The 24513-nt window shown below is 62.3% G+C and carries 24 protein-coding genes and 1 pseudogene; 14 read left to right on the top strand and 11 right to left on the bottom strand.

Going from position 1 to position 24513, the window contains the following annotated elements; translation table 11 throughout:
- Positions 1-73: 73 nt before the first annotated feature.
- Entirely contained in the window at positions 74-1213 is a 1140-nt protein-coding gene (locus tag ACF8K2_RS21410) for an MFS transporter (RefSeq protein ID WP_186553012.1), read from the bottom strand.
- Positions 1214-1382: 169 nt separating this feature from the next.
- Positions 1383-2876 (bottom strand): aldehyde dehydrogenase, encoded by a 1494-nt coding sequence (locus ACF8K2_RS21405; protein ID WP_264233984.1) that lies wholly within the window; start codon positions 2874-2876, stop codon positions 1383-1385.
- A 196-nt stretch (positions 2877-3072) separates the two neighbouring features.
- On the opposite strand from ACF8K2_RS21405, the gene ACF8K2_RS21400 reads away from it, so the two are divergent.
- A complete protein-coding gene (locus tag ACF8K2_RS21400; RefSeq protein ID WP_186553014.1) occupies positions 3073-3432 on the top strand; it encodes a cupin domain-containing protein in 360 nt (119 codons plus the stop codon).
- A gap of 115 nt (positions 3433-3547) precedes the next feature.
- Here ACF8K2_RS21400 and rpmG read toward each other — a convergent pair whose 3' ends face one another.
- Both rpmG and rpmB read right to left on the bottom strand, forming a co-directional pair.
- The gene (gene rpmG, locus ACF8K2_RS21395; protein WP_021702025.1) at positions 3548-3703 is read right to left on the bottom strand and encodes a 50S ribosomal protein L33; all 156 of its coding nucleotides are present in this window, start codon (positions 3701-3703) and stop codon (positions 3548-3550) included.
- An 11-nt stretch (positions 3704-3714) separates the two neighbouring features.
- Positions 3715-3951: a 50S ribosomal protein L28 gene (gene rpmB / locus ACF8K2_RS21390; RefSeq protein ID WP_023629974.1), complete on the bottom strand. Its 237-nt coding sequence runs from the start codon at positions 3949-3951 to the stop codon at positions 3715-3717.
- 362 nt (positions 3952-4313) lie between these two features.
- Between rpmB and ACF8K2_RS21385 the strand changes: the two genes are divergently transcribed.
- A complete protein-coding gene (locus ACF8K2_RS21385; RefSeq protein WP_392467466.1) occupies positions 4314-5906 on the top strand; it encodes an ABC transporter substrate-binding protein in 1593 nt (530 codons plus the stop codon).
- A gap of 108 nt (positions 5907-6014) precedes the next feature.
- Here ACF8K2_RS21385 and radC read toward each other — a convergent pair whose 3' ends face one another.
- Complete coding sequence (gene radC, locus ACF8K2_RS21380; protein ID WP_392467464.1) at positions 6015-6695, bottom strand: DNA repair protein RadC; 681 nt, start codon at positions 6693-6695, stop codon at positions 6015-6017.
- Positions 6696-6826: 131 nt separating this feature from the next.
- On the opposite strand from radC, the gene coaBC reads away from it, so the two are divergent.
- From coaBC to argB, 4 genes and pseudogenes are all read left to right on the top strand, one after another.
- Positions 6827-8038: a bifunctional phosphopantothenoylcysteine decarboxylase/phosphopantothenate--cysteine ligase CoaBC gene (gene coaBC, locus ACF8K2_RS21375; RefSeq protein WP_186553237.1), complete on the top strand. Its 1212-nt coding sequence runs from the start codon at positions 6827-6829 to the stop codon at positions 8036-8038.
- Between the two features lie 5 nt (positions 8039-8043).
- The gene (gene dut, locus ACF8K2_RS21370) at positions 8044-8499 is read left to right on the top strand and encodes a dUTP diphosphatase (protein ID WP_186553017.1); all 456 of its coding nucleotides are present in this window, start codon (positions 8044-8046) and stop codon (positions 8497-8499) included.
- A gap of 128 nt (positions 8500-8627) precedes the next feature.
- A pseudogene (locus tag ACF8K2_RS21365) lies at positions 8628-10007 on the top strand (phosphomannomutase/phosphoglucomutase); the annotation flags it as partial.
- A 30-nt stretch (positions 10008-10037) separates the two neighbouring features.
- Positions 10038-10946 (top strand): acetylglutamate kinase, encoded by a 909-nt coding sequence (gene argB / locus ACF8K2_RS21360; protein ID WP_186553019.1) that lies wholly within the window; start codon positions 10038-10040, stop codon positions 10944-10946.
- Between the two features lie 158 nt (positions 10947-11104).
- On the opposite strand, the gene pyrE is transcribed toward argB, so the two are convergent.
- The gene (gene pyrE / locus ACF8K2_RS21355) at positions 11105-11746 is read right to left on the bottom strand and encodes an orotate phosphoribosyltransferase (RefSeq protein WP_392467461.1); all 642 of its coding nucleotides are present in this window, start codon (positions 11744-11746) and stop codon (positions 11105-11107) included.
- An 80-nt stretch (positions 11747-11826) separates the two neighbouring features.
- Between pyrE and ACF8K2_RS21350 the strand changes: the two genes are divergently transcribed.
- Entirely contained in the window at positions 11827-12606 is a 780-nt protein-coding gene (locus ACF8K2_RS21350; RefSeq protein WP_186553020.1) for an exodeoxyribonuclease III, read from the top strand.
- Positions 12607-12721: 115 nt separating this feature from the next.
- Here ACF8K2_RS21350 and ACF8K2_RS21345 read toward each other — a convergent pair whose 3' ends face one another.
- Both ACF8K2_RS21345 and rph read right to left on the bottom strand, forming a co-directional pair.
- Positions 12722-13090 carry a DUF4870 domain-containing protein gene (locus ACF8K2_RS21345; protein ID WP_186553021.1) on the bottom strand — a complete coding sequence of 123 codons (369 nt, stop codon included), beginning with the start codon at positions 13088-13090 and terminating at the stop codon, positions 12722-12724.
- Between the two features lie 25 nt (positions 13091-13115).
- Positions 13116-13838 carry a ribonuclease PH gene (rph, locus tag ACF8K2_RS21340; protein ID WP_186553022.1) on the bottom strand — a complete coding sequence of 241 codons (723 nt, stop codon included), beginning with the start codon at positions 13836-13838 and terminating at the stop codon, positions 13116-13118.
- Positions 13839-14065: 227 nt separating this feature from the next.
- On the opposite strand from rph, the gene ACF8K2_RS21335 reads away from it, so the two are divergent.
- Positions 14066-14929, top strand: a complete 864-nt coding sequence (locus tag ACF8K2_RS21335; protein WP_186553023.1) for a YicC/YloC family endoribonuclease — start codon at positions 14066-14068, stop codon at positions 14927-14929.
- 13 nt (positions 14930-14942) lie between these two features.
- Entirely contained in the window at positions 14943-15599 is a 657-nt protein-coding gene (gene gmk / locus ACF8K2_RS21330; protein WP_392467457.1) for a guanylate kinase, read from the top strand.
- Between the two features lie 116 nt (positions 15600-15715).
- Here gmk and ACF8K2_RS21325 read toward each other — a convergent pair whose 3' ends face one another.
- From ACF8K2_RS21325 to ACF8K2_RS21315, 3 genes are all read right to left on the bottom strand, one after another.
- On the bottom strand, positions 15716-17263 hold the full coding sequence (locus ACF8K2_RS21325; RefSeq protein WP_368973405.1) for an APC family permease: 1548 nt from the start codon (positions 17261-17263) through the stop codon (positions 15716-15718).
- Between the two features lie 113 nt (positions 17264-17376).
- Entirely contained in the window at positions 17377-18150 is a 774-nt protein-coding gene (locus tag ACF8K2_RS21320) for a gamma-glutamyl-gamma-aminobutyrate hydrolase family protein (protein ID WP_392467454.1), read from the bottom strand.
- 4 nt (positions 18151-18154) lie between these two features.
- Complete coding sequence (locus ACF8K2_RS21315; RefSeq protein WP_372353292.1) at positions 18155-19498, bottom strand: glutamine synthetase family protein; 1344 nt, start codon at positions 19496-19498, stop codon at positions 18155-18157.
- A 248-nt stretch (positions 19499-19746) separates the two neighbouring features.
- On the opposite strand from ACF8K2_RS21315, the gene ACF8K2_RS21310 reads away from it, so the two are divergent.
- From ACF8K2_RS21310 to ACF8K2_RS21290, 5 genes are all read left to right on the top strand, one after another.
- Positions 19747-20622 (top strand): LysR family transcriptional regulator, encoded by an 876-nt coding sequence (locus tag ACF8K2_RS21310; protein WP_186553028.1) that lies wholly within the window; start codon positions 19747-19749, stop codon positions 20620-20622.
- Positions 20623-20867: 245 nt separating this feature from the next.
- The gene (gene rpoZ, locus ACF8K2_RS21305) at positions 20868-21131 is read left to right on the top strand and encodes a DNA-directed RNA polymerase subunit omega (RefSeq protein WP_012312123.1); all 264 of its coding nucleotides are present in this window, start codon (positions 20868-20870) and stop codon (positions 21129-21131) included.
- A gap of 59 nt (positions 21132-21190) precedes the next feature.
- Positions 21191-23299 (top strand): bifunctional GTP diphosphokinase/guanosine-3',5'-bis pyrophosphate 3'-pyrophosphohydrolase, encoded by a 2109-nt coding sequence (gene spoT, locus ACF8K2_RS21300; protein WP_264234008.1) that lies wholly within the window; start codon positions 21191-21193, stop codon positions 23297-23299.
- A 23-nt stretch (positions 23300-23322) separates the two neighbouring features.
- Entirely contained in the window at positions 23323-23703 is a 381-nt protein-coding gene (locus ACF8K2_RS21295; RefSeq protein WP_186553030.1) for a RidA family protein, read from the top strand.
- A gap of 55 nt (positions 23704-23758) precedes the next feature.
- Positions 23759-24490: a hypothetical protein gene (locus ACF8K2_RS21290; RefSeq protein ID WP_392467451.1), complete on the top strand. Its 732-nt coding sequence runs from the start codon at positions 23759-23761 to the stop codon at positions 24488-24490.
- Positions 24491-24513 lie beyond the last annotated feature (23 nt).

Below are 24513 nucleotides of genomic sequence, written 5' to 3'. Positions count from 1 at the left end.
CAAGCCCGCTGCCACGCTTGCCAGTACCTAAACATTCGGCGTGGGAGCGGGCTTGCCCCGCGATAGCATCGGCTCAGACCGACGCCGGCTCAAAGGCGCCCCGCCGCCGCGTCAATAGCACCAACCCAGCAGCCCCCACGGCCATCAACAGCGGCAACGCATGGCCACTGATCCACTGGCTCCCCGCCCCCGCCAACAGCGGCCCGAGCAGGCAACCGATGCCCCATAGCTGCGCCACGTGCGCATTGGCCCGCACCAGCGCATCATCTCGATAACGCTCGCCGATCAAAATCAGCGATAGCGTGAACAAGCCCCCGGCACTGGCGCCAAACAGCACCCACACCGGCCAGATCAGCGCAGTATCCAGCAGCAGCGGAATCGCCAGGCTGGAGACCAGCAAGGTCAGCGCACAACCACTGAACAGCGTCTGTCGCGACATCTTGTCGGCCAAGGCGCCAATCGGCAGCTGCAACACCGCATCCCCCACCACCACGGTGCTGACCATGAACAGCGCCACTTCCGCTGTGAACCCCTGTTGCAAGCAGTACACCGGCAGCAAGGTCAGGATCATCGCCTCGAAGGCAGCGAACAGAGCAATGGCCCAGGCAATTACCGGCAGGCGTCGGCAGAAGGCGAACAGGTCCCTGAAGGTGACGCTGTAGGCTTCGGTGGTCGGCGCGCCGCCACGCCCCAATAGCACCAGCGGCGCCACGATCAACAGGGCGGTCGCCGCCCAGAAACCGAAATCGTCATCCGAACCCAGAAAGCCCAGTACCAGCGGCCCGGCCAGCTGGCTCAAGGCGTAGCTGCTGCCATACAGCGCTACCAGCCGGCCACGCCACTGCTCGACGACCAACTGATTGATCCAGCTTTCACCGAGGATGAACACCACGGTCAGCGACATGCCGATCAGCAAGCGCAGGGCCAGCCACAGTGGATAGCTTGGCAACAGCGCTAGCAGCCCGATCGACAGCGCCCCGCCCCACAGGCACAGGCGCATGGCCGCAGGCACCCCGACCCAACCGGCCAGGCGGCTGGCCAGGCTGGCACCGAGCAGCACGCCAATAGCGGGCATCGCCGCCATCACGCCGATGGCAAACCCGCCGTAGCCCCAGCCTTCCAGGCGCAGGGACACCAGCGGCATGCTCACGCCGAGCGCAAGCCCGACGCTGAGCACCGACGCCAGTACGGCAAAGTAGGTTCCCCAACGCATGACAGCCTCCTAGGCAAAATTTGTGAATCGCAGAGACGACACAGCCGGGACGGCATAGCGCCGGCCCGGCTGGTTCAGGATCGATCGCGGGGCAAGCCCGCTACCACGTCAACCCGGGCATTACGCTGGCTGCGTGGGAGCGGGCTGGCCCCGCGATGTCTACCTGGGATTACAGCTTGATCCAGGTCGCCTTCAGCTCGGTGTACTTCTCCAGCGCATGCAGCGACTTGTCACGGCCGTTGCCCGACTGCTTGAAGCCGCCGAACGGTGCGGTCATGTCGCCGCCGTCGTACTGGTTGACCCAGACGCTACCGGCGCGCACGGCACGGGCAGTTTTGTGCGCCTTGGAGATGTCGGCAGTCCAGATACCTGCGGCCAGGCCGTACGGCGTGTCGTTGGCGATGGCCACGGCTTCTTCGGCGGTGTCGAAGGTAATCACCGACAGCACTGGGCCAAAGATCTCTTCCTGGGCGATCTTCATGGCATTGGTCACGCCGTCGAAGATGGTCGGCTCGACGTAGGTGCCGCCAGTCTCTTCGAGGATGCGCTTGCCACCGGCCAGCAGCTTGGCGCCGTCCTGATGACCTGCGTCGATGTACGACAGCACGGTGTTCATCTGCTGGGTATCGACCAGCGCACCCACGGTGGTCGCCGGATCCAGTGGGTTGCCTGGCTTCCAGGCTTTCAGCGCCTCGACTACCAGCGGCAGGAACTTGTCTTTGATCGAGCGCTCGACCAGCAGGCGCGAACCTGCGGTGCAGACTTCGCCCTGGTTGAAGGCGATGGCGCTGGCAGCGGCTTCGGCAGCGGCCTGCAGGTCAGGCGCGTCGGCGAAGACGATGTTCGGGCTCTTGCCGCCAGCTTCCAGCCAGATGCGCTTCATGTTCGATTCGCCAGCGTAGATCATCAGTTGCTTGGCGATCTTGGTCGAACCGGTGAACACCAGGGTGTCGACGTCCATATGCAGGGCCAGGGCCTTGCCGACGGTGTGGCCGTAGCCTGGCAGCACGTTGAGCACGCCAGCCGGGATGCCGGCTTCGATCGCCAGTTGGGCGATACGGATGGCGGTCAGTGGCGATTTTTCGGACGGCTTGAGCACCACCGAGTTACCGGTGGCCAGGGCCGGGCCGAGTTTCCAGCAGGCCATCAGCAGCGGGAAGTTCCACGGCACGATGGCGCCAACCACACCCACTGGCTCGCGGGTCACCAGGCCGAGCTGGTCGTGCGGAGTCGGCGCGACCTCGTCGTAGACCTTGTCGATGGCTTCGGCATTCCAGTGCAGGGCTTGCGCCGCGCCTGGTACGTCGATGCTCGAGGAGTCGCCAATCGGCTTGCCCATGTCCAGGGTTTCCAGCAGCGCCAGCTCTTCTACGTTCTTACGCAGCAGCTCGGCGAAGCGGATCAGTTTGGCTTTACGCTTGGCCGGAGCCAGGCGCGACCAAACGCCGGAGTCAAAGGTGGCGCGGGCGTTTTCCACAGCGCGGTTGGCGTCGGCCAGGTCGCAGCTGGCGACCTTGGCCAGGAAGCGTCCGTCCACCGGGCTCAGGCAGTCGAAGGTTTCAGCGGATGCGGCGTCGGTGTACTCACCGTTGATGAAGGCGCGGCCTTCGATCTTCAATTGCTGGGCACGCTGTTCCCAGTCCGCACGAGTCAGGGTGGTCATACGAAACTCCTCCTCTTGTTAAGGTGCAACGCCGCACTGGAGACTCACGGGCGCTGTCAGAAATTCTGGCCGGGCGACAAGCGCACACTGGCACCCGTCACCCTAAACCAGCCAGTGTAAACTATCAATATATTTGACACGGAAGGCTCAAAAGCCTACTGATGTGCATTTTATTAAACAACAAGAGGGGAGAACCATGACTATCACCGGCATTATCGACTTCGCCCAAGTGCTGACCGAGGCTGAACGCTATCGCCCGGCGGCGGAGAAAATCCTCAAGGGTGAGCCGGACCAGGCTGTCTACAACCACTACTCCAGCCCCTGCGGCCAGTTCGCCGCGGGCGTGTGGGAAGGCGAGGTCGGGCAGTGGACCGTCAACTACACCGAACATGAGTACTGCGAGATCGTGCAGGGTGTCTCGGTGCTGCGTGATGAGGCCGGGGGCGCCAAGACCCTGCGTGCCGGTGATCGGTTCGTTATCCCGGCTGGCTTCAAAGGCACCTGGGAAGTGCTGGAGCCGTGCCGCAAGATCTACGTGATGTTCGAGCAGAAATAACAGCCGAGCTCGCTATCACGATCGGCGTGGGAGCGGGCTTGCCCCGCGATGAATTTCCCAGGCATAAAAAAACCCGCTTCCGTGAGGAGGCGGGTTTTTTCAGGTTGCCGATCAATTACTTGATCTTGGCTTCCTTGTAGGTCACGTGCTTACGGACGACCGGATCGTATTTCTTGATCTCGATCTTGTCCGGGGTGGTGCGCTTGTTCTTGTCGGTGGTGTAGAAGTGGCCAGTGCCAGCACTCGATACCAGACGGATCAATTCACGCATGATGCTCTCCCTTAAACCTTGGCGCCGGCACGGCGGATGTCAACCAGAACGGCATCGATGCCGCGCTTGTCGATGATACGCATGCCCTTGGCGGAAACGCGCAGACGCACGAAACGCTTCTCGGATTCAACCCAGAAACGGTGGTGCTGCAGGTTTGGCAGGAAACGACGACGGGTTTTGTTGTTTGCGTGGGAAATGTTATTCCCAGTTACCGGACCCTTACCGGTAACTTGACAGACTCTCGACATGCCTCAGCCCTCTAAAACCACATGCCCAACCCGGCATGGGTTGGCCGCTTAATCTCTCAGTCTATGGCGCCAGGCGCCGTGTTTCCGGGGGTCTTATCGACCGTATCCGCTTTCGCGACAGAGCGAGCCCCTAGAAAAGAGCGCTGCTTTATACCAGAAAGACTCGGCTGCAACAACAGAAGATGCGTTTCTGCAGTCGGCCAAGTGAGTGCGGCCAGCATAGCGACAAGGCCGGCGGGCTGTCGACCGCTCGTCGCAGGGTTTGTAAAAAAGGGTGTGGTCATTTATCAACGCTCGCACTAGGGTAGAACGTTTCCAGACTGCACTGGCAGATGGGCCACTGATCTCGCCAAGGAGCTTCGATGCGTGCCGCCGCGCTTTACCTGCTGTTCTCTTCCAGCCTTTTGTTCGCCGGCCTCGCCCAGGCGGCGCCACTCGCTATCTGCACCGAGGCCAGCCCCGAAGGCTTCGACGTGGTGCAGTACAACTCGCTGACCACCACCAACGCCTCGGCCGATGTGCTGATGAACCGCCTGGTGGAGTTCGACTCAGGCCAGGGCAAGGTCGTGCCTAGCCTGGCCGAAAGCTGGACGGTCTCGGCCGACGGCCTGATCTACGACTTCAAGCTGCGTAGCGCGGTGAAGTTCCACACCACGCCCTACTTCAAGCCCACCCGCGAGCTGGATGCCGACGACGTGCTGTTCAGCTTCCAGCGCATGCTCTACCCGGCCCATGCCTGGCACAAGACTGCGTCCGGCGGCTATCCGCACGCCCAGTCGCTGCAGCTGGGCAGCCTGATCAAGTCGATCGATGCCCCAGAGCCGCACACCGTGCGCTTCACCCTGACCCACGCCGACGCCACCTTCCTGGCCACCCTGAGCATGGGCTTCGCCTCGATCTATTCTGCCGAATACGCCGACAAGCTGCTCAAGGCCGGCACCCCGGAGAAGCTCAACAGCCAGCCGATCGGCACCGGTCCGTTCGTGTTCCAGCGCTTCCAGAAGGACGCCGTGGTGCGCTATCGCGCCAATGCCGACTACTTTGCCGGCAAGCCTGCGGTCGATCCGCTGATCTATGCGATCACCCCGGACGCCAACGTGCGCCTGCAAAAGCTCAAGCGGGGCGAGTGCCAGATGGCCCTGTCGCCCAAGCCACTGGACATTGCCGAGGCCGGCAAGGATGGCAACCTCGAGGTCGCCACCACGCCTGCCTTCATGACGGCTTTCGTCGCCATCAACAGCCAGCACCCACCGCTGGACAAGCCTGAAGTGCGCCAGGCGATCAACCTCGCCTTCGACAAAACCAGCTACCTCAAGGCCGTGTTCGAAGACACCGCTATTGCGGCCAACGGCCCCTACCCGCCCAATACCTGGAGCTACGCCAAGGACCTGCCGGGTTATCCGACAGACCTGAAAAAAGCCAAGGCCCTGCTGACCAAGGCTGGCCTTGCAGATGGCTTCAGCACCACGATCTGGACCCGCCCTTCCGGCAGCCTGCTCAACCCCAACCCAAGCCTAGGCGCGCAGATGCTACAGGCCGACCTGGCCAAGGTGGGCATCAAGGCCGAGATCAAGGTGATCGAATGGGGTGAACTGATCCGCCGTGCCAAGGCCGGCGAGCATGACCTGCTGTTCATGGGCTGGGCCGGTGACAACGGTGACCCGGACAACTTCCTCAGCCCGCAGTTTTCCTGCGCGGCGGTCAAGTCCGGGACCAATTTTGCGCGGTTCTGCGACAGCCGCCTGGATCAGCTGATCAGTGCCGGCCGCACCACCAATGACCAAAGCGTGCGCAGCCGGCTGTACCAGCAGGCACAGGCGCTGATCCAGCAGCAGGCGCTGTGGTTGCCACTGGCGCACCCCACTGCCGCCACATTGCTGCGCCAGGGGGTCGAGGGGTATCAGGTGAACCCGTTTGGTCGGTTGGATTTCAGCAAGGTTTCGGTGACTCGCTGAGGCTCGGGGTCATAGCCATATCGACCAGCGTGGGAGCGGGCTTGCCCCGCGATAGCGTCTCAAGCTCTGACGCTATCGCGGGGCAAGCCCGCTCCTACGAGAGCTGAATCAGCCCGCTATCCACCCTTGCTCGACCATCGACAACGGCTCGCCATCGCCGACGATGACATGATCGAGCACCCGCACATCGATCATCGCCAACCCGCGCTTGAGCGACAGGGTCATGTGCACGTCATCCTGGCTCGGCTCGCAGTTGCCCGAAGGGTGGTTGTGACACAGGATCAACGCCGCTGCGTTGTGCAGCAGCGAGCGCCGCACCACCTCGCGGGGATAGATGCTGGCGCGGTCGATGGTGCCGCGAAACAGGATCTCGAAGGCCAATGGCCGGTGTTTGGAGTCGAGAAACAGGCAGCCAAACACCTCGCTGGGCTCATGGCGCAACATCGATTTCAGATACCGGCGAACTGCCTGCGGACTTTCCACGGCGGACTCACGCTCAATCGACATCTCCAGGTTCCTACGACCGATCTCCAGTAACGCCTGCAATTGGCTGTATTTGACCGGCCCAAGCCCTAGTTCAGCCAGAAAATCAGCCCTGTCGGCTTCCAATAACTGTCGCAAACTGCCGTACTTCGCCAATAGCCCGCGCGCCAGCTCCACGACATTGCAACCTCGCACGCCAGAGCCGAGGAACACGGCCAGCAACTCGGCATCCGACAGGCTAGCGGCGCCCTTGTGTAGCAGCTTCTCTCTTGGCCGTTCGTTTATCGGCCACTCCCTGATGTTCATCCCTGCTCCTTGCCTCATACTGCGGCGCGTTTAAGCCCTGTGTTAATCTATTTCGCCTCGTTTAATGCGACGTTCTGCCGCAGGCAGTTTTCATGCGTCGCCGCCCGCTCTCACTGGAAAAAGGCAAGCCTATGCAGCGGCTGTATCGCAAGCGCATCGTTCTCGGCGTGGGTGGCGGCATCGCCGCCTACAAGAGCGCCGAGCTGATTCGCCGACTCCTGGAACACGGCGCGCAGGTGCGCGTCGTCATGACCCGCGGCGGTGCCGAGTTCATCACTCCACTGACCTTGCAGGCCCTGTCCGGCCATCCGGTGCACATGGACTTGCTCGACCCCGCCGCCGAAGCGGCGATGGGGCATATCGAACTGGCCAAATGGGCCGACCTGGTGCTGATCGCCCCAGCCACCGCCGACCTGATGGCGCGCATGGCCCAAGGCATGGCCGATGACCTGCTGACCACCCTGGTGCTGGCCACCGACGCGACCGTGGCCGTAGCCCCGGCGATGAACCAGGCAATGTGGCGCGACCCAGCTACCCAGGCCAACCTTGAGCTGCTGCAAAGCCGCGGCATCCAGGTGTTCGGCCCAGCCTCCGGCAGCCAGGCCTGTGGCGACGTGGGCCTGGGGCGCATGCTCGAAGCCAGCGACCTGGCCTGGTGCGCGGCAGAAAGCTTCAAGCGCCAGGCGCTGACCGGAAAACACGTGCTGATCACAGCCGGCCCGACCCAGGAAAACATCGACCCGGTGCGTTACATCACCAATCATAGCTCCGGCAAGATGGGCTTTGCCCTGGCCGAAGCGGCCGCAGAAGCGGGGGCTAGGGTGACCCTCGTCACGGGGCCTGTGCACCTGCAGACCCCGGATCGGGTCAACCGGATCGACGTGGTCAGCGCACGGGACATGCTCGCGGCCTGCGAAGCGGCGATGCCATGCGACCTGTTCATCGCCTCGGCGGCGGTCGCGGACTACCGTCCGGAAGTGGTCGCCGCGCAAAAACTCAAGAAGGATCCTACGACCGGCGACGGCATGCTGCTGCAGATGGTGCGTAATCCGGATATCCTTGCGACCATTGCTGGCCGGGCCGACCGTCCGTTCAGCGTCGGCTTTGCCGCCGAGACCGAACACTTGCTCGATTACGCCACGCGCAAGCTCAAGGACAAGAACCTCGACCTGATCGTCGCCAATGATGTGGCCAACCCCAGCATCGGCTTCAACAGCGAGGAGAACGCCTTGACCGTGATCGATCGCCAGCAGCACCAGACCCTCTTCGCGCAGACCAGCAAGGGCAAGATCGCCCGTCAGCTGGTTGCCTTCATCGCCGAACGACTCAATCAGGTTCAATAAGTTACATGCACGCTCTTCAAGCCAAGATCCTCGACCCGCGCATTGGCGCCGAATTCCCCCTGCCGCAGTACGCCACCCCTGGCTCTGCTGGCCTGGACCTGCGCGCCATGCTCCAGCAAGACACCGTGCTTGAGCCCGGCCAGACCCTGCTGATCCCAACCGGCCTGTCGATCTACATCGGCGACCCGGGCCTGGCGGCGATGATCCTGCCGCGCTCGGGCCTGGGCCATAAGCACGGCATCGTGCTGGGCAATCTGGTCGGCTTGATCGACTCGGATTACCAGGGCGAGCTGATGGTGTCGTGCTGGAACCGCGGCAACACGCCGTTCACCATCGCCATTGGCGAGCGCATCGCGCAGCTGGTGCTGGTGCCTGTGGTGCAAGCGCATTTCGACATCGTCGAGGCCTTCGACGAGAGCCAGCGCGGCGCCGGTGGCTTTGGCCACTCCGGCAGCCACTGAGCCGATAGCACCGCGTTGACGCCAAGGATGGCGAACTCTCTGGCGAAAGAGCCGTCCAAGCGTTCAGTTTGCGTCTACCCACAAGCCTTTGAAGATTGGAGCTCCCAGAGATGAATGACATGGCCCAGCGGGTACCCGCACTGCCCGAAAGCATCTTCCGCGCCTACGACATTCGTGGCGTGGTCGGCAAAACCCTGCATGCCGAAACCGCCTACTGGATCGGCCGCGCCATCGGTGCGCAGACCCTGGCCCAGGGCGAACCGAACATCTCGGTTGGCCGCGACGGTCGACTGTCCGGGCCGATGCTGGTCGAGCAACTGATCCAGGGCCTGGTCGACGCCGGTTGCCAGGTCAGCGACGTCGGCCTGGTGCCGACTCCGGCGCTGTACTACGCCGCCAACGTGCTGGCGGGCAAGTCCGGTGTCATGCTCACCGGCAGCCACAACCCCTCCGACTACAACGGCTTCAAGATCGTCATTGCCGGCGACACCTTGGCCAATGAGCAGATCCAGGCCCTGCTGACTCGTCTGAAGACCAACGACTTGAGCCGCGGCGAAGGCCGTGTGGAAAAGGTCGAGATCCTCGGCCGCTACTTCGACCAGGTCACCGCCGACATCCAGCTTAAGAAAAAGCTCAAGGTGGTGGTCGACTGCGGTAATGGCGCAGCTGGGGTGATCGCCCCGCAGCTGATCGAAGCCCTGGGCTGCGAAGTGATCCCGCTGTTCTGCGAGGTCGACGGCAACTTCCCTAACCATCATCCAGATCCGGGCAAGCCTGAGAACCTGGAAGACCTGATCGCCAAGGTCAAGGAAGTCAGCGCCGATATCGGCCTGGCCTTCGACGGTGACGGCGACCGCGTAGGCGTGGTGACCAACACGGGCAACATCGTCTACCCCGACCGCCTGCTGATGCTATTCGCCCTGGATGTCCTGGAACGCAACCCAGGCGCCGAGATCATCTTCGACGTCAAATGCACCCGCCGCCTGACCCCGCTGATCGAACAGCACGGCGGTCGCGCGCTAATGTGGAAGACCGGTCACTCGTTGATCAAGAAGAAGATGAAACTGACCGGCTCCTTGCTCGCAGGCGAGATGAGCGGGCACATCTTCATCAAGGAGCGCTGGTACGGGTTTGACGATGGTATCTACAGTGCCGCGCGCCTGCTGGAGATCCTCAGCAAGGCCGGGCAAGACGCCGAAAGCCTGTTCGCTGCGTTCCCGAACGACATTTCCACGCCGGAAATCAATATTGATGTGACCGACGAGGGTAAATTCAGCATCATTGATGCACTGCAACGCGACGCTGACTGGGGCGACGCCAACCTGACCACCATCGATGGTGTGCGGGTCGACTACGCCCACGGCTGGGGCCTGGTACGCGCTTCCAACACAACGCCTGTGCTGGTGCTGCGCTTCGAAGCCGACAGCGACGCCGAATTGCAACGTATCAAAGATGTTTTCCGCGCCCAGTTGCTGCGGGTTGCCCCTGAGCTGCAACTGCCGTTCTGACCGACTATCTGTTCCTTACAGGAGCCCTGCATGACCCTCGATCGCGATGCCGCTTCCCATGTAGCCGAGGTTTTGTCCGAAGCGCTGCCCTACATTCGCCGCTTTGTCGGCAAGACCTTGGTGATCAAGTACGGCGGCAACGCGATGGAGAGCGAAGAGCTCAAAACCGGTTTTGCCCGCGACATCGTGTTGATGAAAGCAGTTGGCATCAACCCGGTGGTGGTGCACGGCGGCGGCCCGCAGATCGGTGATCTGCTCAAGCGCCTGTCGATCGAGAGCCACTTCATCGACGGCATGCGCGTCACCGACTCGGCGACCATGGACGTGGTCGAGATGGTCCTCGGTGGCCAGGTCAACAAGGACATCGTCAACCTGATCAACCGCCACGGCGGCAGCGCCATCGGCCTGACCGGCAAGGACGCGGAGCTGATCCGCGCCAAGAAGCTCACCGTGTCGCGCCAGACGCCCGAGATGACCACTCCGGAAATCATCGACATCGGCCACGTCGGCGAAGTCGTTGGGGTCAACACCGATCTGTTGAACATGCTGGTCAAGGGCGATTTCATTCCGGTGATTGCGCCAATCGGCGTGGGTGCCAACGGTGAGTCGTACAACATCAACGCCGACCTGGTGGCCGGTAAGGTGGCGGAGGCGCTGAAGGCTGAGAAGCTGATGCTGCTGACCAACATCGCAGGCCTGATGGACAAGAAAGGCGAGGTACTGACCGGCCTGAATACCGAGCAGGTCAACGAGCTGATCGCCGACGGCACCATCTACGGCGGCATGCTGCCGAAGATCAAATGCGCCCTGGATGCGGTGCAAGGTGGCGTACAGAGCTCGCACATCATCGACGGTCGCGTGCCGAACGCGGTGCTGCTGGAGATCTTCACCGACAGCGGCGTGGGCACCCTGATCACCAACCGCAAGCGTCATTACTGATAGCCCGGGGCCGCTTTGCGGCCCATCGCGGGGCAAGCCCGCTCCCACGCCAACGCCTGCGTTACTGCGCCTGCGTGGGAGCGGGCTTGCCCCGCGATGAGGCCGGTACAGGCAAAAAAAGGCGACCTGCAAAGGTCGCCTTTTTCATTTCAGGACGGTCAGATCCCGTATTGCGCCCGATACGCCTCGACAGCCGGCAGATGCTGCTTGAGCTGCGGGTCATCGGCGAGGAATTCCAGCACCTGGGTCAGCGAAACGATGCTGACCACCGGAATACCGAAGTCGCGCTCCACTTCCTGGATCGCCGACAGCTCGCCATTACCGCGCTCTTCGCGGTTCAGGGCAATCAGCACACCGGCGGCAGTGGCCTGCTGGGCGCTGATGATCTGCATGACTTCACGAATGGCAGTACCCGCAGTGATCACGTCATCGATGATCAGTACCTTGCCTTCCAGCGGGGCGCCTACCAGGCTGCCGCCCTCGCCGTGGGCCTTGGCTTCCTTGCGGTTGAAGCACCATGGCACGTCGCGCTGGTGGTGATCGGCCAGGGCCACCGCAGTGGCCGAAGCCAGTGGGATGCCTTTGTAGGCCGGGCCAAACAGTACGTCGAAGGGGATCTTGCTGTCGACGATCGCCGCCGCGTAGCAACGCCCCAGTTCAGCCAGGGCAGACCCTGTGTTGAACAGGCCGGCATTGAAGAAGTACGGGCTGGTACGCCCCGATTTCAGGGTGAATTCACCGAAGCGCAAAACGCCCCGATCGATGGCAAAACGAATGAAGTCGCGCTGATACGGCTGCATGAAGAGTCCCAGACACCACGGATTTAGCTAAATGAGTTGAGCTCGGGTATCATACACGCACGAGATTTTTGGGGCCATTTATGCGGATCATCAGTGTGAACGTAAATGGCATTCAGGCTGCCGCCGAGCGTGGATTGCTCAGCTGGCTACAAGCCCAGAATGCCGACGTCATCTGCCTTCAGGATACCCGCGCCTCGGCCTTTGAACTCGACGACCCAGCTTTCCAGCTCGATGGCTATTTCCTTTATGCCTGCGATGCGGAGGTGCCTGCCCAAGGTGGCGTGGCGCTCTATTCGCGGATGCAGCCCAAGGCAGTCATCACCGGCCTGGGCTTCGAGACAGCCGACCGCTACGGACGTTACCTGCAAGCAGACTTCGACAAAGTCAGTATTGCCAGCCTGTTGCTGCCTTCGGGCATGAACGGCGACGAAGACTTGAACCAGAAATTCAAGTTGATGGACGATTTCGGCAAGTATCTGGACAAGCAGCGCCGCAAGCGCCGCGAGTACATCTACTGCGGGTCGTTCTACGTTGCGCAGCAGAAGCTCGACATCAAGAACTGGCGCGACAGCCAGCAATCGCCAGGCTTCCTGCCGCCCGAGCGCGCGTGGATGGACTCGATTGTCGGCGACATGGGCTATGTCGATGCCCTGCGCGAAGTCAGCCGTGAAGGCGACCAGTACAGCTGGTGGCCGGATAACGAGCAGGCCGAAATGCTCAACCTGGGTTACCGGTTCGACTACCAGATCCTCACCCCAGGCCTGCGCCGCTTCGTGCGCAACGCCCGCCTGCCGCGTCAGCCGCGGTTCTCCCAGCATGCGCCGCTGATCGTCGATTACGACTGGACGCTGACCATCTGATACACGTTGGGGCCGCTTCGCGCCCCATCACAGGCAAGCCCGCGTCTACATGAATCGTGTTGATCTGTAGGAACTGGCTTGCCTGCGATGGGGCGCGAAGCGGCCCCAACTCGTTCTACTTGATCGGCCGCCAGATGAAGGGATAGCGATACGCCTGCCCTTCATTAGCCTTGACCCCCGCCAGAATGATCAGGATCAGCACCGCCACCGCCAGAATGGCGAACAGCACCAGCCCGATCAGCACGAACGTCAGCAGGAAGCAGATAAACCCGGCAATGGTCACGCTGATCTGAAAATTCAGCGCTTCCTTGCCCTGGGCATCGATGAACGGATCAAGCTCGCGCTTCCAGATCCACATCACCAACGGCCCCAGCAAATGCCCAAGGGGCACTGCCAGGCCGAGCAGTGCCGAGAGGTGACAGAACATCGCCCATTGGCGGATCTCGGAATTGGGCAGATTGACCGGTACATTCGGATCACTCATGTTCCGCACCTCCTTGGCATTGCGCTCAGTCGGCCAGTGCGGCGTTCTGCAGTTCGTAGATTTCGTTCATGCCCTTCTGCGCCAGCGCCAGCATGGCGTTGAAGTCTTCAGGCTGGAACGGTGCGCCTTCAGCGGTGCCCTGCACTTCGATGAAACCACCGGCGCTGGTCATGACCACGTTCAGGTCGGTCTCGGCAGCGGAGTCTTCCAGGTAGTCCAGGTCGAGCACTGCTTCGCCTTGGTACATGCCGACCGATACGGCAGCGATCATGTGCTTGAGCGGGTCACCGCCCTTGAGGCCGCCGCGCTTCTTGATAACGCGCAGGGCATCGACCAGGGCGACCATGGCACCGGTGATCGATGCTGTGCGGGTGCCGCCATCGGCCTGGATCACGTCGCAGTCGACGTACAGGGTGACCTCACCGAGCTTTTTCATGTCCAGCGCAGCGCGCAGGGCACGACCGATCAGGCGCTGGATTTCCAGGGTGCGACCACCCTGCTTGCCACGGCTGGCTTCACGCTGGTTACGCTCACCGGTCGAACGCGGCAGCATGCCGTATTCGGCGGTCAGCCAACCTTGGCCCTGGCCTTTGAGGAAGCGGGGAACACCATTCTCGACGCTGACCGTGCAGATGACTTTGGTGTCACCGAACTCGACCAGTACCGACCCCTCGGCGTGCTTGGTGTAGTTGCGGGTAATGCGGATCGAGCGGAGCTGATCGGCGGCGCGACCACTTGGACGTTTCATCTGGGATACCTGTACTGGGACTTGAATCTGCCGAGCATTATAGAGCCCGTAGCCCGGCAGGGACATGCCTATTGTCGCGCCCCGGGCAGCCTGTCGCCTTTTCCCACTTGCCGCGTAGGCTGTCGATAGGATGGGTGGATTGGGCGCCCGGGCCGCACTGCGCTACAATCCTGCGCCTTGCAGCCGAAAGGCTTCCCTGTTTCCCATCTTTTGCGAGGTACTCCCCCATGGTGCACAGCATGACCGCTTTTGCTCGCGTCGAGCGCGCCGGCAGCCAAGGCACTCTGGCGTGGGAGCTGCGCTCGGTCAATCATCGTTACCTGGAACCGCACCTGCGCCTGCCAGAAGCCCTGCGCGACCTCGAAGGCGCTGTGCGCGAAGGCCTGCGCCAAGGCTTGTCGCGCGGCAAGGTGGAATGCACCCTGCGCCTGAGTGAAGAGAGCACCGGCAAACCCTTGCAGGTCGATCGCGAGCGCGCCGCGCAGCTGGTTGCCGCTGCCGAAACCATCGCCAGCCTGATCAAGCAGCCGGCAGCGCTCAACCCGCTGGAAGTACTGGCCTGGCCTGGCGTGCTGGTGGGTGATGCCAGCGATCCGCAGGCGCTCAACGCCGAAGCCATCGCCCTGTTCGACGAAGCCCTCAAGGAGCTCAAGGCCGGTCGCCAACGCGAAGGCCAGGAACTGGCCCGACTGATCAACGAACGCCTGGACGGCATGGCGACCGAGGTCACCACCTTGCGTGCCCAGGTGCCACAGATGCTCGCTGCGCAGCGGCAGAAAATCCTCGACCGCTTCCACGACATGCAGGCCGAGCTCGACCCGCAGCGCCTGGAGCAGGAGATGGTGCTGCTGGCGCAGAAGAGCGATGTTGCCGAAGAGCTGGATCGGCTCAATACCCACATCACCGAAGTGCGCCGGGTGCTGAAGTCCGGCGGCGCTGCGGGCCGGCGCCTGGACTTCCTGATGCAGGAACTCAATCGCGAAGCCAACACCCTCGGCTCCAAGGCCTTCGACCCGCGCAGTACGCAGGCGGCGGTCAACCTGAAGGTGTTGATCGAACAGATGCGTGAACAAGTACAGAACATCGAGTAAGGCCACCCCTACCATGAATCACAGCAGCGGCACCCTTTATATCGTCTCGGCGCCCTCCGGCGCTGGCAAGACCAGCCTGGTTACAGCATTGACCCAGGCCGACAAGAACATCCGCGTCTCGGTTTCGCACACTACCCGCGCCAAGCGTCAGGGCGAGGAGCACGGGGTGAACTACCACTTCGTGGCGCATGAAGAGTTCCAGGCGCTGATCGCCAAGGGTGACTTCCTTGAGCATGCCGAGGTGTTCGGCAATTTCTACGGAACGTCGCGCAGCGCATTGCAGCAGACCCTGGATCAAGGCATCGACCTGATCCTGGAGATCGACTGGCAAGGTGCGCAGCAGGTTCGCGAGCTGATGCCGCAGGCACTGTCGATCTTCATTCTGCCGCCAAGCCAGGAAGCGCTGCGTGAGCGCCTGACCGGGCGCGGGCAGGATAGCGAGGAGATCATCGAGGGGCGCATGAAGGAAGCGGTCAGCGAGATGATCCACTATGCCGAGTACGACTACGTCATCATCAATGATGACTTCCAAAATGCACTGGAAGATCTGAAGGCGGTGTTCTGCTCGAATCGTGCCGATGACTCGCAAGCTGCGGCGCGAGCAGAAGAGCTCAAGTTGGAGAGACAGCAAAAACGCCATGAGGCGCTGCTCAAACAACTGGTTGGCTGATCGATTTTTGGGGCCTCTTTGAGGCCCATCGCAGGCAAGCCAGCTCCTACAGGTACCGCGCGAACCCTGTAGGAGCTGGCTTGCCTGCGATGGGCTGCGAAGCAGCCCCAACTACATCAATCTTGCAGCTGCAGAGTGGCTTGCTGCTGCAAGGTAGCCCCAAGGAAGAACGCCGGCAGCCGTAGCCGCGACAGCATCATCAGGCAAATCCCCAGCAGCGAGATGATCGCCGCGATCACGAACACCAGCCCCAAGCCCCCTACATGCGAGCCGCTGCCAAAGTCTGGCGAAGCGCTGTCGATTGCCGTGCGCACGAAGATCACCGACAAAATCACACCACCGAGCAACGGGCACACGCCGCGCATGAAGAAGTGGCGCAGGCTGTCGAACAGGCTGTGGCGGAAGTACCAGACGCAGGCAAACGCCGTCAGCGAATAGTAGAAGCAGATCATCATGCCCAAGGCAGTGATGGTGTCGGCCAGTACGTTTTCGCTCAGGGTCCGCATGGTCACGTAGAACAGCGCCGCAGCGATACCAGCGCAGATCGTGGCGTACTGGGGCGTCTGCGACCGTGGGCAAACCTTGGCGAAACGCTGTGGCACAGCGCCGTAGTAACCCATCGCCAACAAGGTCCGCGCAGGCGAAACGAAGGTCGACTGCAAGGAGGCAGCGGTACTGGCCAATACCGCAATCGACATCAGGATCGCCAGCGGCCCCATCACTGGACCGGCCAGGTGGGCGAACACGTTTTCTTGAATGCGCGGGTTACCCAGGCCCAAGCCGACGTCACTGATACCGGCAAACTGCAAGGTGGCAATCGCAGTGAACAGGTACAGGGCGAGGATCAGCAGCACGGTCCAGGTTGCCGCTTTGCCCGGCACCTCATCGCTACCGACCGACTCTTCGCTGACCGTCAGGCACACGTCCCAACCCCAGAAAATGAAGATCGACAGCGACAGGCCTGCGGCAAATGCCGAGAACGATTCGACGCCAAACGGGTTGAACCAGGCGAAATCGAACTCAAGCGGCGGCGGCGCGGCGGTTTCACCGAACGCGGCAAAGCCAAAGCCGATCAACACCAGCAGTTGTAAGGCCACCAGGCCGTATTGCACGGTCATGGTCGTGCCCATGCCCCGGCAGCAGATCCACACTGCCAGGGCGATGAACACGCAACAGGTGCTGATATTGACCAATAAATTATCAGCCAACGCCGCCAACGACTGGTCGCCGGTAATCTGGCCAAGGAACAAATAGAAGAAGTCGACGGCAACCCCGGCCAGGTTGGACAGTACGATGGTGGTAGCCACCACCAAGCCCCAGCCGCCGATCCAGCCGATCATCGGGCCAAAGGCACGTGCCGACCAGGTAAAGGATGTGCCGCTGTCCGGCTCTGCCGCGTTCAGCTCGCGGTAGCCGAGGGCAACCAGCAGCATCGGCAGGAAACCAACGATGAATACGGCGGGAAGGTGGGCACCCACCTCGCGTACGGTAGGGCCGAGGGCTCCGGTCAGGGTGTAGACCGGGGCAATGGTGGAAATGCCCAGCACCACGCTGGCCAACAGGCCCAGGCGGCCTTTGGCCAAGCCTTTGCTGACGCGCGTGCCGCTGTTGCCTGCATCGGTCGCCACATCGGGTGGGCGGCCGGATTCAGTGTAATTGCTCATGAGTATTCGCCGTCGATATTGGTATTGTTTTCACAGACCATCCGAAGAGGGTCCGCTTTCACTCATTGAAAGCTGCTGCGTGGGGGCGAGTCATCCGAGACCTTCGGGTGACGTCAGAATGCCTTCTGGCGCGAACCCTCCCGTGCAGCGTGGGCGATGCAGGCCTCGCGAAACGCCTGGAATAGACGCAGCGAGACCGGGTTTTCGGCGAAACGCCATTCCGGGTGCCATTGCACGCCGAGCACAAAGCCCGGCGCGTCCAGCATGGACACCGCTTCAATCAGGCCATCCGGTGCCTTAGCCTCGACGCGCAGGCCTGGGGCCAAGCGGTCGATTCCCTGGCTGTGCAGCGAGTTGACCTCAAACTGCTCAGCCAGACCAAAGCGCTCGAACATCCCGCCCGCTTCGATGCGGACAGCATGACGAGGGCCGTATTGCACCGCCAAGGGTGCGTCCTCAGGTTCGCGGTGGTCCAGGTAGCCCGGCAGCTCCTGCACCCGCTGGTGCAAGCTGCCGCCAAGGGCGACGTTCAATTCCTGGAAACCACGGCAGATGCACAGCACCGGCACGCCAGCGGCAATCGCCGCCTGCAGCAACGGCAAGGTCAGTCGGTCACGCGCCTGGTCATGCCGGGTGCCCTCGGCGCTGGGGGCGCCATTGTAATGATGCGGCTCGACATTTGAAGGCGAACCGGTAAAAACAATGCCGTCGAGAATGGCCAGCAACGCCCGTGGGTCGCTGGCGACATCGCGGGCCGGGAGAATTAGCGGGGTCCCGGCAAAGCCGGCCGCCTCCACATACTTATCGCCTACCGTGTGCGACGAGTTCTTCCCCACCTGCTGGCGGCAGGCGCTGACACCGATCAGAGGGACCGCATTTGCGCTCATGGGCTTACACCGTGTGCAGGTACCAGTTGTACTCAAGGTCGGAAATCGACACTTCGAACTCGGCCAGCTCGCTTTCCTTGCAGGCGACGAAGATATCGATGTAGTCCGGGCTGATGTATTGGTTGAGGATCTCGCTGTCATCCAGCGCACGCAGGGCGTCACGCAGGTTGTTCGGCAGGCTCTGCTCCAACTGCTCGTACGAGTTGCCTTCGATCGGCTCACCCGGTTCGAGCTTGTTGACCAGGCCGTGATGGATGCCGGCAAGAATGGCCGCCATCATCAGGTAGGGGTTGGCATCGGCACCCGCCACGCGGTGCTCGATGCGCACGGCGTCGCTGCTGCCAGTCGGCACGCGCACGGCCACGGTACGGTTGTCCAGGCCCCAGCTCGGCGCGTTGGGCACGTAGAACTGGGCGCCGAAGCGGCGGTAGGAGTTGATGTTCGGGCAGAGGAAGGCCATCGAAGCTGGCATGGTTTCCAGCACTCCGGCGACCGCATGGCGCAGCTGCTCGCTTTCGAGCGGGTCGTCACTGGTGAAGATGTTCTTGCCGGTCTTCTTGTCGAGCAGCGAGATGTGTACGTGCAGGCCGTTGCCCGCCTGGCCCGGGTAGGGCTTGGCCATGAAGGTGGTGTCCATCTCATGGTCGTAGGCAACGTTCTTGATCAGGCGCTTGAGCAGGATCGCGTAGTCGCAAGCCTTCATCGCATCGGCGACGTGGTGCAGGTTGACCTCGAACTGTGCCGGGGCGCTTTCCTTGACGATGGCATCCGCTGGAATGCCCTGCTCCTTAGCGGCTTCGAGCATGTCTTGCAGGCAGTCGGCGTATTCGTCGAGGTCGTCGATCAGGTACACCTGGGTCGACTGCGGGCGCTTGCCGGAGATGGGCGAGCGCGGCGGCTGCGGGCGACCGTTGAGGTTGTCCTGATCGATCAGGTAGAACTCCAGCTCGAACGCCGCGCAGATGTCCAGGCCCAGGTCATCGAACTTGCTCACCACCTGACGCAGTACTTCACGCGGATCAGCGAAGAACGGCTCGCCCTCGAGCTCGTGCATGGTCATCAGCAACTGCGCGGTAGGGCGCTTTTGCCAGGGTTCGTCGCACAGGGTGCCAGGGATCGGGTAGCAGATCCGGTCAGCATCGCCGATGTCCAGGCCGAGGCCTGTGCTCTCCACGGTCGAGCCGTTGATGTCCAGGGCGAACAACGAGGCCGGCAGATTGATGCCTTTCTCGTAGACCTTGTGCAGGCTGGCGCGCTCGATGCGCTTGCCACGCACCACGCCATTCATGTCGGAGATCAGCAGATCGACGTATTGGGTGTCTGGATGAGCCTGGAGGAAGTCTTTCATCTCGCTGGAAGAACTGGCGCACGGGGTGACCGACGTCATGGCTGTACATCCTTTGATGTGGAGCGGCGATGTGGGGAGATACGGCTGGCGCCTCACGGGCGACGATGGTTGCTGCTGTTGTTCTTTTCACTGTCCCATCGTGGGGATTTATCGACCCGACCGAGTGCATTGATTCGGGCGGGCCGTTTCACTATAAAATGGCCCCAACGCAACAGACATTGGCATTTCGGCAAGCAGAGCGTGCACCAATGCAATATCAAATCTCCCACGCCGACCTTTCCCTGGTCCTGGCCCTGGAGCGGGGGCGGTCGCTGGCCAAGGCCGCCGAGCTACTCAAGGTCGACGTTTCGACGGTGTTCCGCTCGATTCGCCGACTGGAATCGGCGCTCGGCACCGCGCTGTTCGTCAAAAGCCGCAAGGGCTACCTGCCCACCGACACTGCCCAAGCCCTGGCCGAGCAGGCCGAGCGCGCCGAACTTGCACTGGAGGCAGCGCGGATTGCCCTGACCAGCGGTGAACAAGTGGTCAGCGGCACGGTGCGCCTGACCTGCACCGAGGCGGTGCTGCACAGCCTGTTGCTGCCGGCGCTGGCGACCTTCATGCCCAACTACCCGGCGCTGTCGCTGGAGTTGGGCACCTCGAATACCTTCGCCAACCTCAGCCGACGCGACGCCGACATCGCCCTGCGCCTGACCAATACGCCGCCCGAGCATCTGGTTGGCCGCTGCCTGGGTTCGACCTCCTATGTCATCTGCGGCCACCCCAGCCTGCGCGAGCGCCTGGCCGAGTCGGCCAACAGCGTGCCGTGGATCGCCCCGGACGACTCGATGCAAGACCACCCCACCGTGGTCTGGCGCAACCAGCAGTACCCCGACTTGATCCCGCGCTACCAGTGCAGCGGCATGTCGACCATTGCCCAGCTGGTCAGCACTGGCCTGGGCGTGGCGGCGCTGCCGGACTACATGGTGCATGGCATGGCCGACGTCGAGGCGCTGAGTGCGCCGCTACCGGGTTGCGACACTCAGCTGTGGCTGCTGACCCGCCCAGATTGCCGCGCCCTGCGTTCGGTGCAGACACTGTTCGAGGAGCTGACGCCGCATCTGCGTGGCGCGTTGTTGCGCTAAGGCGTTAACGACTGTTGTGTTCTGGCCTGTGAAGCCGTTATCGTCAGAGGCATAGAGGTGTCTGTGGCGGCCCTTTCGCGGGGCAAGCCCGCTCCCACGCATGCGCACATGGAGGAGTGGACTTACCCCAAGATGAAGTCGGCCGACAAAACAGCCCTTCCCTATTGGCTGGTGATTTTTTAAACTACACAGTCCGCCTGCCCATTCTGGGCTGTACGCCTACCGCATTGCTACTGAGGAAGACCATGGCCCGCGTAACTGTTGAAGACTGCCTGGAACACGTGGATAACCGCTTTGAGCTGGTCATGCTCTCCACCAAGCGCGCCCGTCAGCTGGCCACCGGTGGTAAAGAGCCACGCGTTGCATGGGAAAACGACAAGCCGACCGTAGTCGCCCTGCGCGAAATCGCCGAAGGCATCGTCACCAATGAATTCATCGCAGCCGAAGAGATCGTCACCGAGGATCCGGTGTTCGCCGCGTTCGAGGACGAGTCCAACGAGGCTGTCTGATTGATGCCCGGTCGACGTCGTGCGGCAACAGGACCTCTTCCTCGGCAGGAGGTAAACCCATGCCGAGCATAGACACCCTCGCCGAACGGCTGTCGACCTACCTCGGTCCGGAGCAGGTCAACCTGGTCCGCCGAGCCTACTTCTACGCCGAACAGGCGCACGATGGGCAACGCCGCCGCAGTGGCGAACCCTACGTGACTCATCCGCTGGCAGTCGCCGGCATCCTCGCCGACATGCACATGGACCATCAGAGCCTGATGGCGGCCATGCTGCACGACGTGATCGAAGACACCGGCATCGCCAAGGAAGCCCTCAGCCAGCAGTTTGGCGAGACGGTTGCCGAACTGGTCGATGGGGTCAGCAAACTGACCCAGATGAACTTCGAGACCAAGGCCGAGGCGCAGGCGGAAAACTTCCAGAAGATGGCCATGGCCATGGCCCGCGATATCCGCGTGATCCTGGTCAAGCTGGCCGACCGCCTGCACAACATGCGCACCCTGGAAGTGCTGTCGGGCGAAAAACGCCGACGCATCGCCAAGGAAACCCTCGAGATCTACGCCCCGATCGCCAACCGCTTGGGCATGCACACCGTGCGCGTAGAGTTCGAGGACCTGGGCTTCAAGGCCATGCACCCGATGCGCTCGTCGCGCATCCACCAGGCGGTCAAGCGCGCCCGCGGCAACCGCAAAGAGATCGTCGCCAAGATCGAACAGTCGCTGGCCAACTGCCTGGCCACCGATGGTATCGAAGGCGAAGTCAGCGGCCGCCAGAAGCACCTCTATGGCATCTACAAGAAGATGCGCGGCAAACGCCGCGCCTTCAACGAGATCATGGATGTCTACGCGTTTCGCATCATCGTCGACAAGGTCGACACCTGCTACCGCGTGCTCGGCGCCGTGCACAACCTGTACAAGCCGCTACCTGGGCGCTTCAAGGATTACATCGCGATCCCCAAGGCCAACGGCTACCAGTCGTTGCACACCACGCTGTTCGGCATGCATGGCGTGCCCATCGAGATCCAGATTCGCACCCGCGAGATGGAAGAGATGGCCAACAACGGCATCGCCGCGCACTGGCTGTACAAATCCAACGACGATGAACAGCCCAAAGGCAGCCATGCCCGCGCCCGTCAGTGGGTCAAGGGCATCCTCGAGTTGCAGCAGCGCGCTGGCAACTCGCTGGAATTCATCGAGAGCGTGAAGATCGACCTGTTCCCGGACGAGGTCTATGTGTTCACGCCCAAAGGGCGGATCATGGAGCTGCCCAAAGGCTCCACCGCTGTCGACTTCGCCTACGCGGTGCATACCGATGTCGGCAACAGCTGCATCGCCTGTCGCATCAACCGCCGCCTGGCGCCGCTGTCCGAGCCACTGCAAAGCGGCTCGACCGTGGAAATCGTCAGCGCCCCGGGCGCCCGACCCAATCCTGCCTGGCTCAACTTCGTGGTGACCGGCAAGGCGCGCACGCACATCCGCCACGCGCTCAAGCAGCAACGCCGCTCCGAGTCGATCAGCCTTGGCGAGCGCTTGCTGAACAAGGTGCTGACCGGTTTCGACAGCAGCCTGGACAAGATCCCTCACGAACGCATCCAGCCGATCCTTACCGAGTACCGCCTGGAAGTCGTCGAAGACCTGCTCGAAGACATCGGCCTGGGCAACCGCATGGCCTATGTGGTCGCTCGCCGCCTGCTGTCTGCCGAAGGCGAACAGCTGCCAGCGCCGGAAGGCCCGCTGGCGATCCGCGGCACCGAGGGCCTGGTGCTCAGCTACGCCAAGTGCTGCACGCCGATCCCGGGCGACCCGATCGTCGGCCACCTGTCGGCGGGCAAGGGCATGGTCGTGCACCTGGAAGACTGCCGCAACATCAGTGAAATCCGCCATAACCCGGAGAAGTGCCTGCAACTCTCCTGGGCCAAGGACGTCACTGGCGAGTTCAACGTCGAGCTGCGTGTCGAGCTTGAGCATCAGCGCGGCCTGATCGCCCTGCTGGCCAGCAGCGTCAACGCTGCCGACGGCAACATCGAGAAGATCAGCATGGACGAACGCGACGGCCGTATCAGCGTGGTCCAGCTGGTGGTCAGCGTGCACGACCGTGTGCACCTGGCTCGTGTGATCAAGAAGTTGCGCACCCTGACCGGCGTGGTCCGCATCACCCGCATGCGTGCGTAGTCCGCCAACCGCAAGGAGTCATCATGACCAAGACCGTCATCAACAGCGACAAGGCCCCAGCCGCCATCGGCACCTACTCCCAGGCGATCAAGGCCGGTAACACCGTGTACATGTCTGGCCAGATCCCCCTGGACCCGAAAACCATGGAACTGGTCGAAGGCTTCGAAGCCCAGACCGTGCAGGTGTTCGAGAACCTCAAGTCGGTGGCCGAGGCTGCTGGCGGTTCGTTCAAGGACATCGTCAAGCTGAACATCTTCCTCACCGACCTGAGCCACTTCGCCAAGGTCAACGAGATCATGGGCCGCTACTTCGAGCAGCCCTACCCAGCCCGCGCCGCCATTGGCGTGGCCGCCCTGCCAAAGGGCGCACAGGTCGAGATGGACGCGATCCTGGTCATCGAGTGATGCCCCTGGTGACGGGCGCCCTGCCCGTCACCTTCCCTGCCTCAAGGTTTTCATCATGCTTAAAGCCCTGCCTCTCGCGCTGGCGGCCCTGCTCCTGGGCGGCTGCGCCAGCCATAAACCCGAAGATTACAACGGCACCTGGATCAACCAGGCCGCCATCGATGCCGCCGCAGAAGGTGGCAGCCTGCGCCAGGCCCTCAGAGCGCATGGCCCAGTGTTCGAATGGAAGCTCGACGTTGCCCGCCAGCAGGCCAGCTTCAGCAATGGCTTCGAAGCTGGGGACGGCCAACTGAGCGCTGTGGGGGACGAGTGGGAAGCCAGGTTCGAGCGCAACTACATCGAGCGCATAAAGCTGTCCGGGAAGGCGTTACAGGTCACCGACCCGAACGGCAAACAGCAGGATTTTGTAAAGCCCGAGCAACCCGCACCTGCTGATGCCCCTTTAGGCGGCAGCTTCGAGAAGGCCCTCTATAAAGCGTACCTGGGCGGCGAATGGAAGATCGTCGAGGGTCAAGGTAGCGGCGGCGTGGTGCGCTTCGCCGACAACGGCAGCGTGACCGGCCTACCAGGGCCTGATCGTTACGCGCTGTGCCTGGAAGGTGATTGCGCGACCATGGGGGGAGAGAACGATACCCTGTGGCTGGAACGCAATCAGCGTGGCGGTCCGTTCATCTTCAAACGTGAGGGTGACAAGCTGGAGATCTTCCGCGCAGTCAACACTGCATTGCCCGATGAGATTCCGCAGCTGACGCCGGGCCCGCGGCAGTGGGTGCTGGAACGTAGCTGATCACTGCGAGGCCATCGCGGGGC

This window comes from Pseudomonas sp. xss_2 (assembly GCF_043104195.1).
GTDB classification, from domain to species: domain Bacteria; phylum Pseudomonadota; class Gammaproteobacteria; order Pseudomonadales; family Pseudomonadaceae; genus Aquipseudomonas; species Aquipseudomonas urmiensis.
This window is presented reverse-complemented; position numbering and strand designations above follow the sequence as displayed.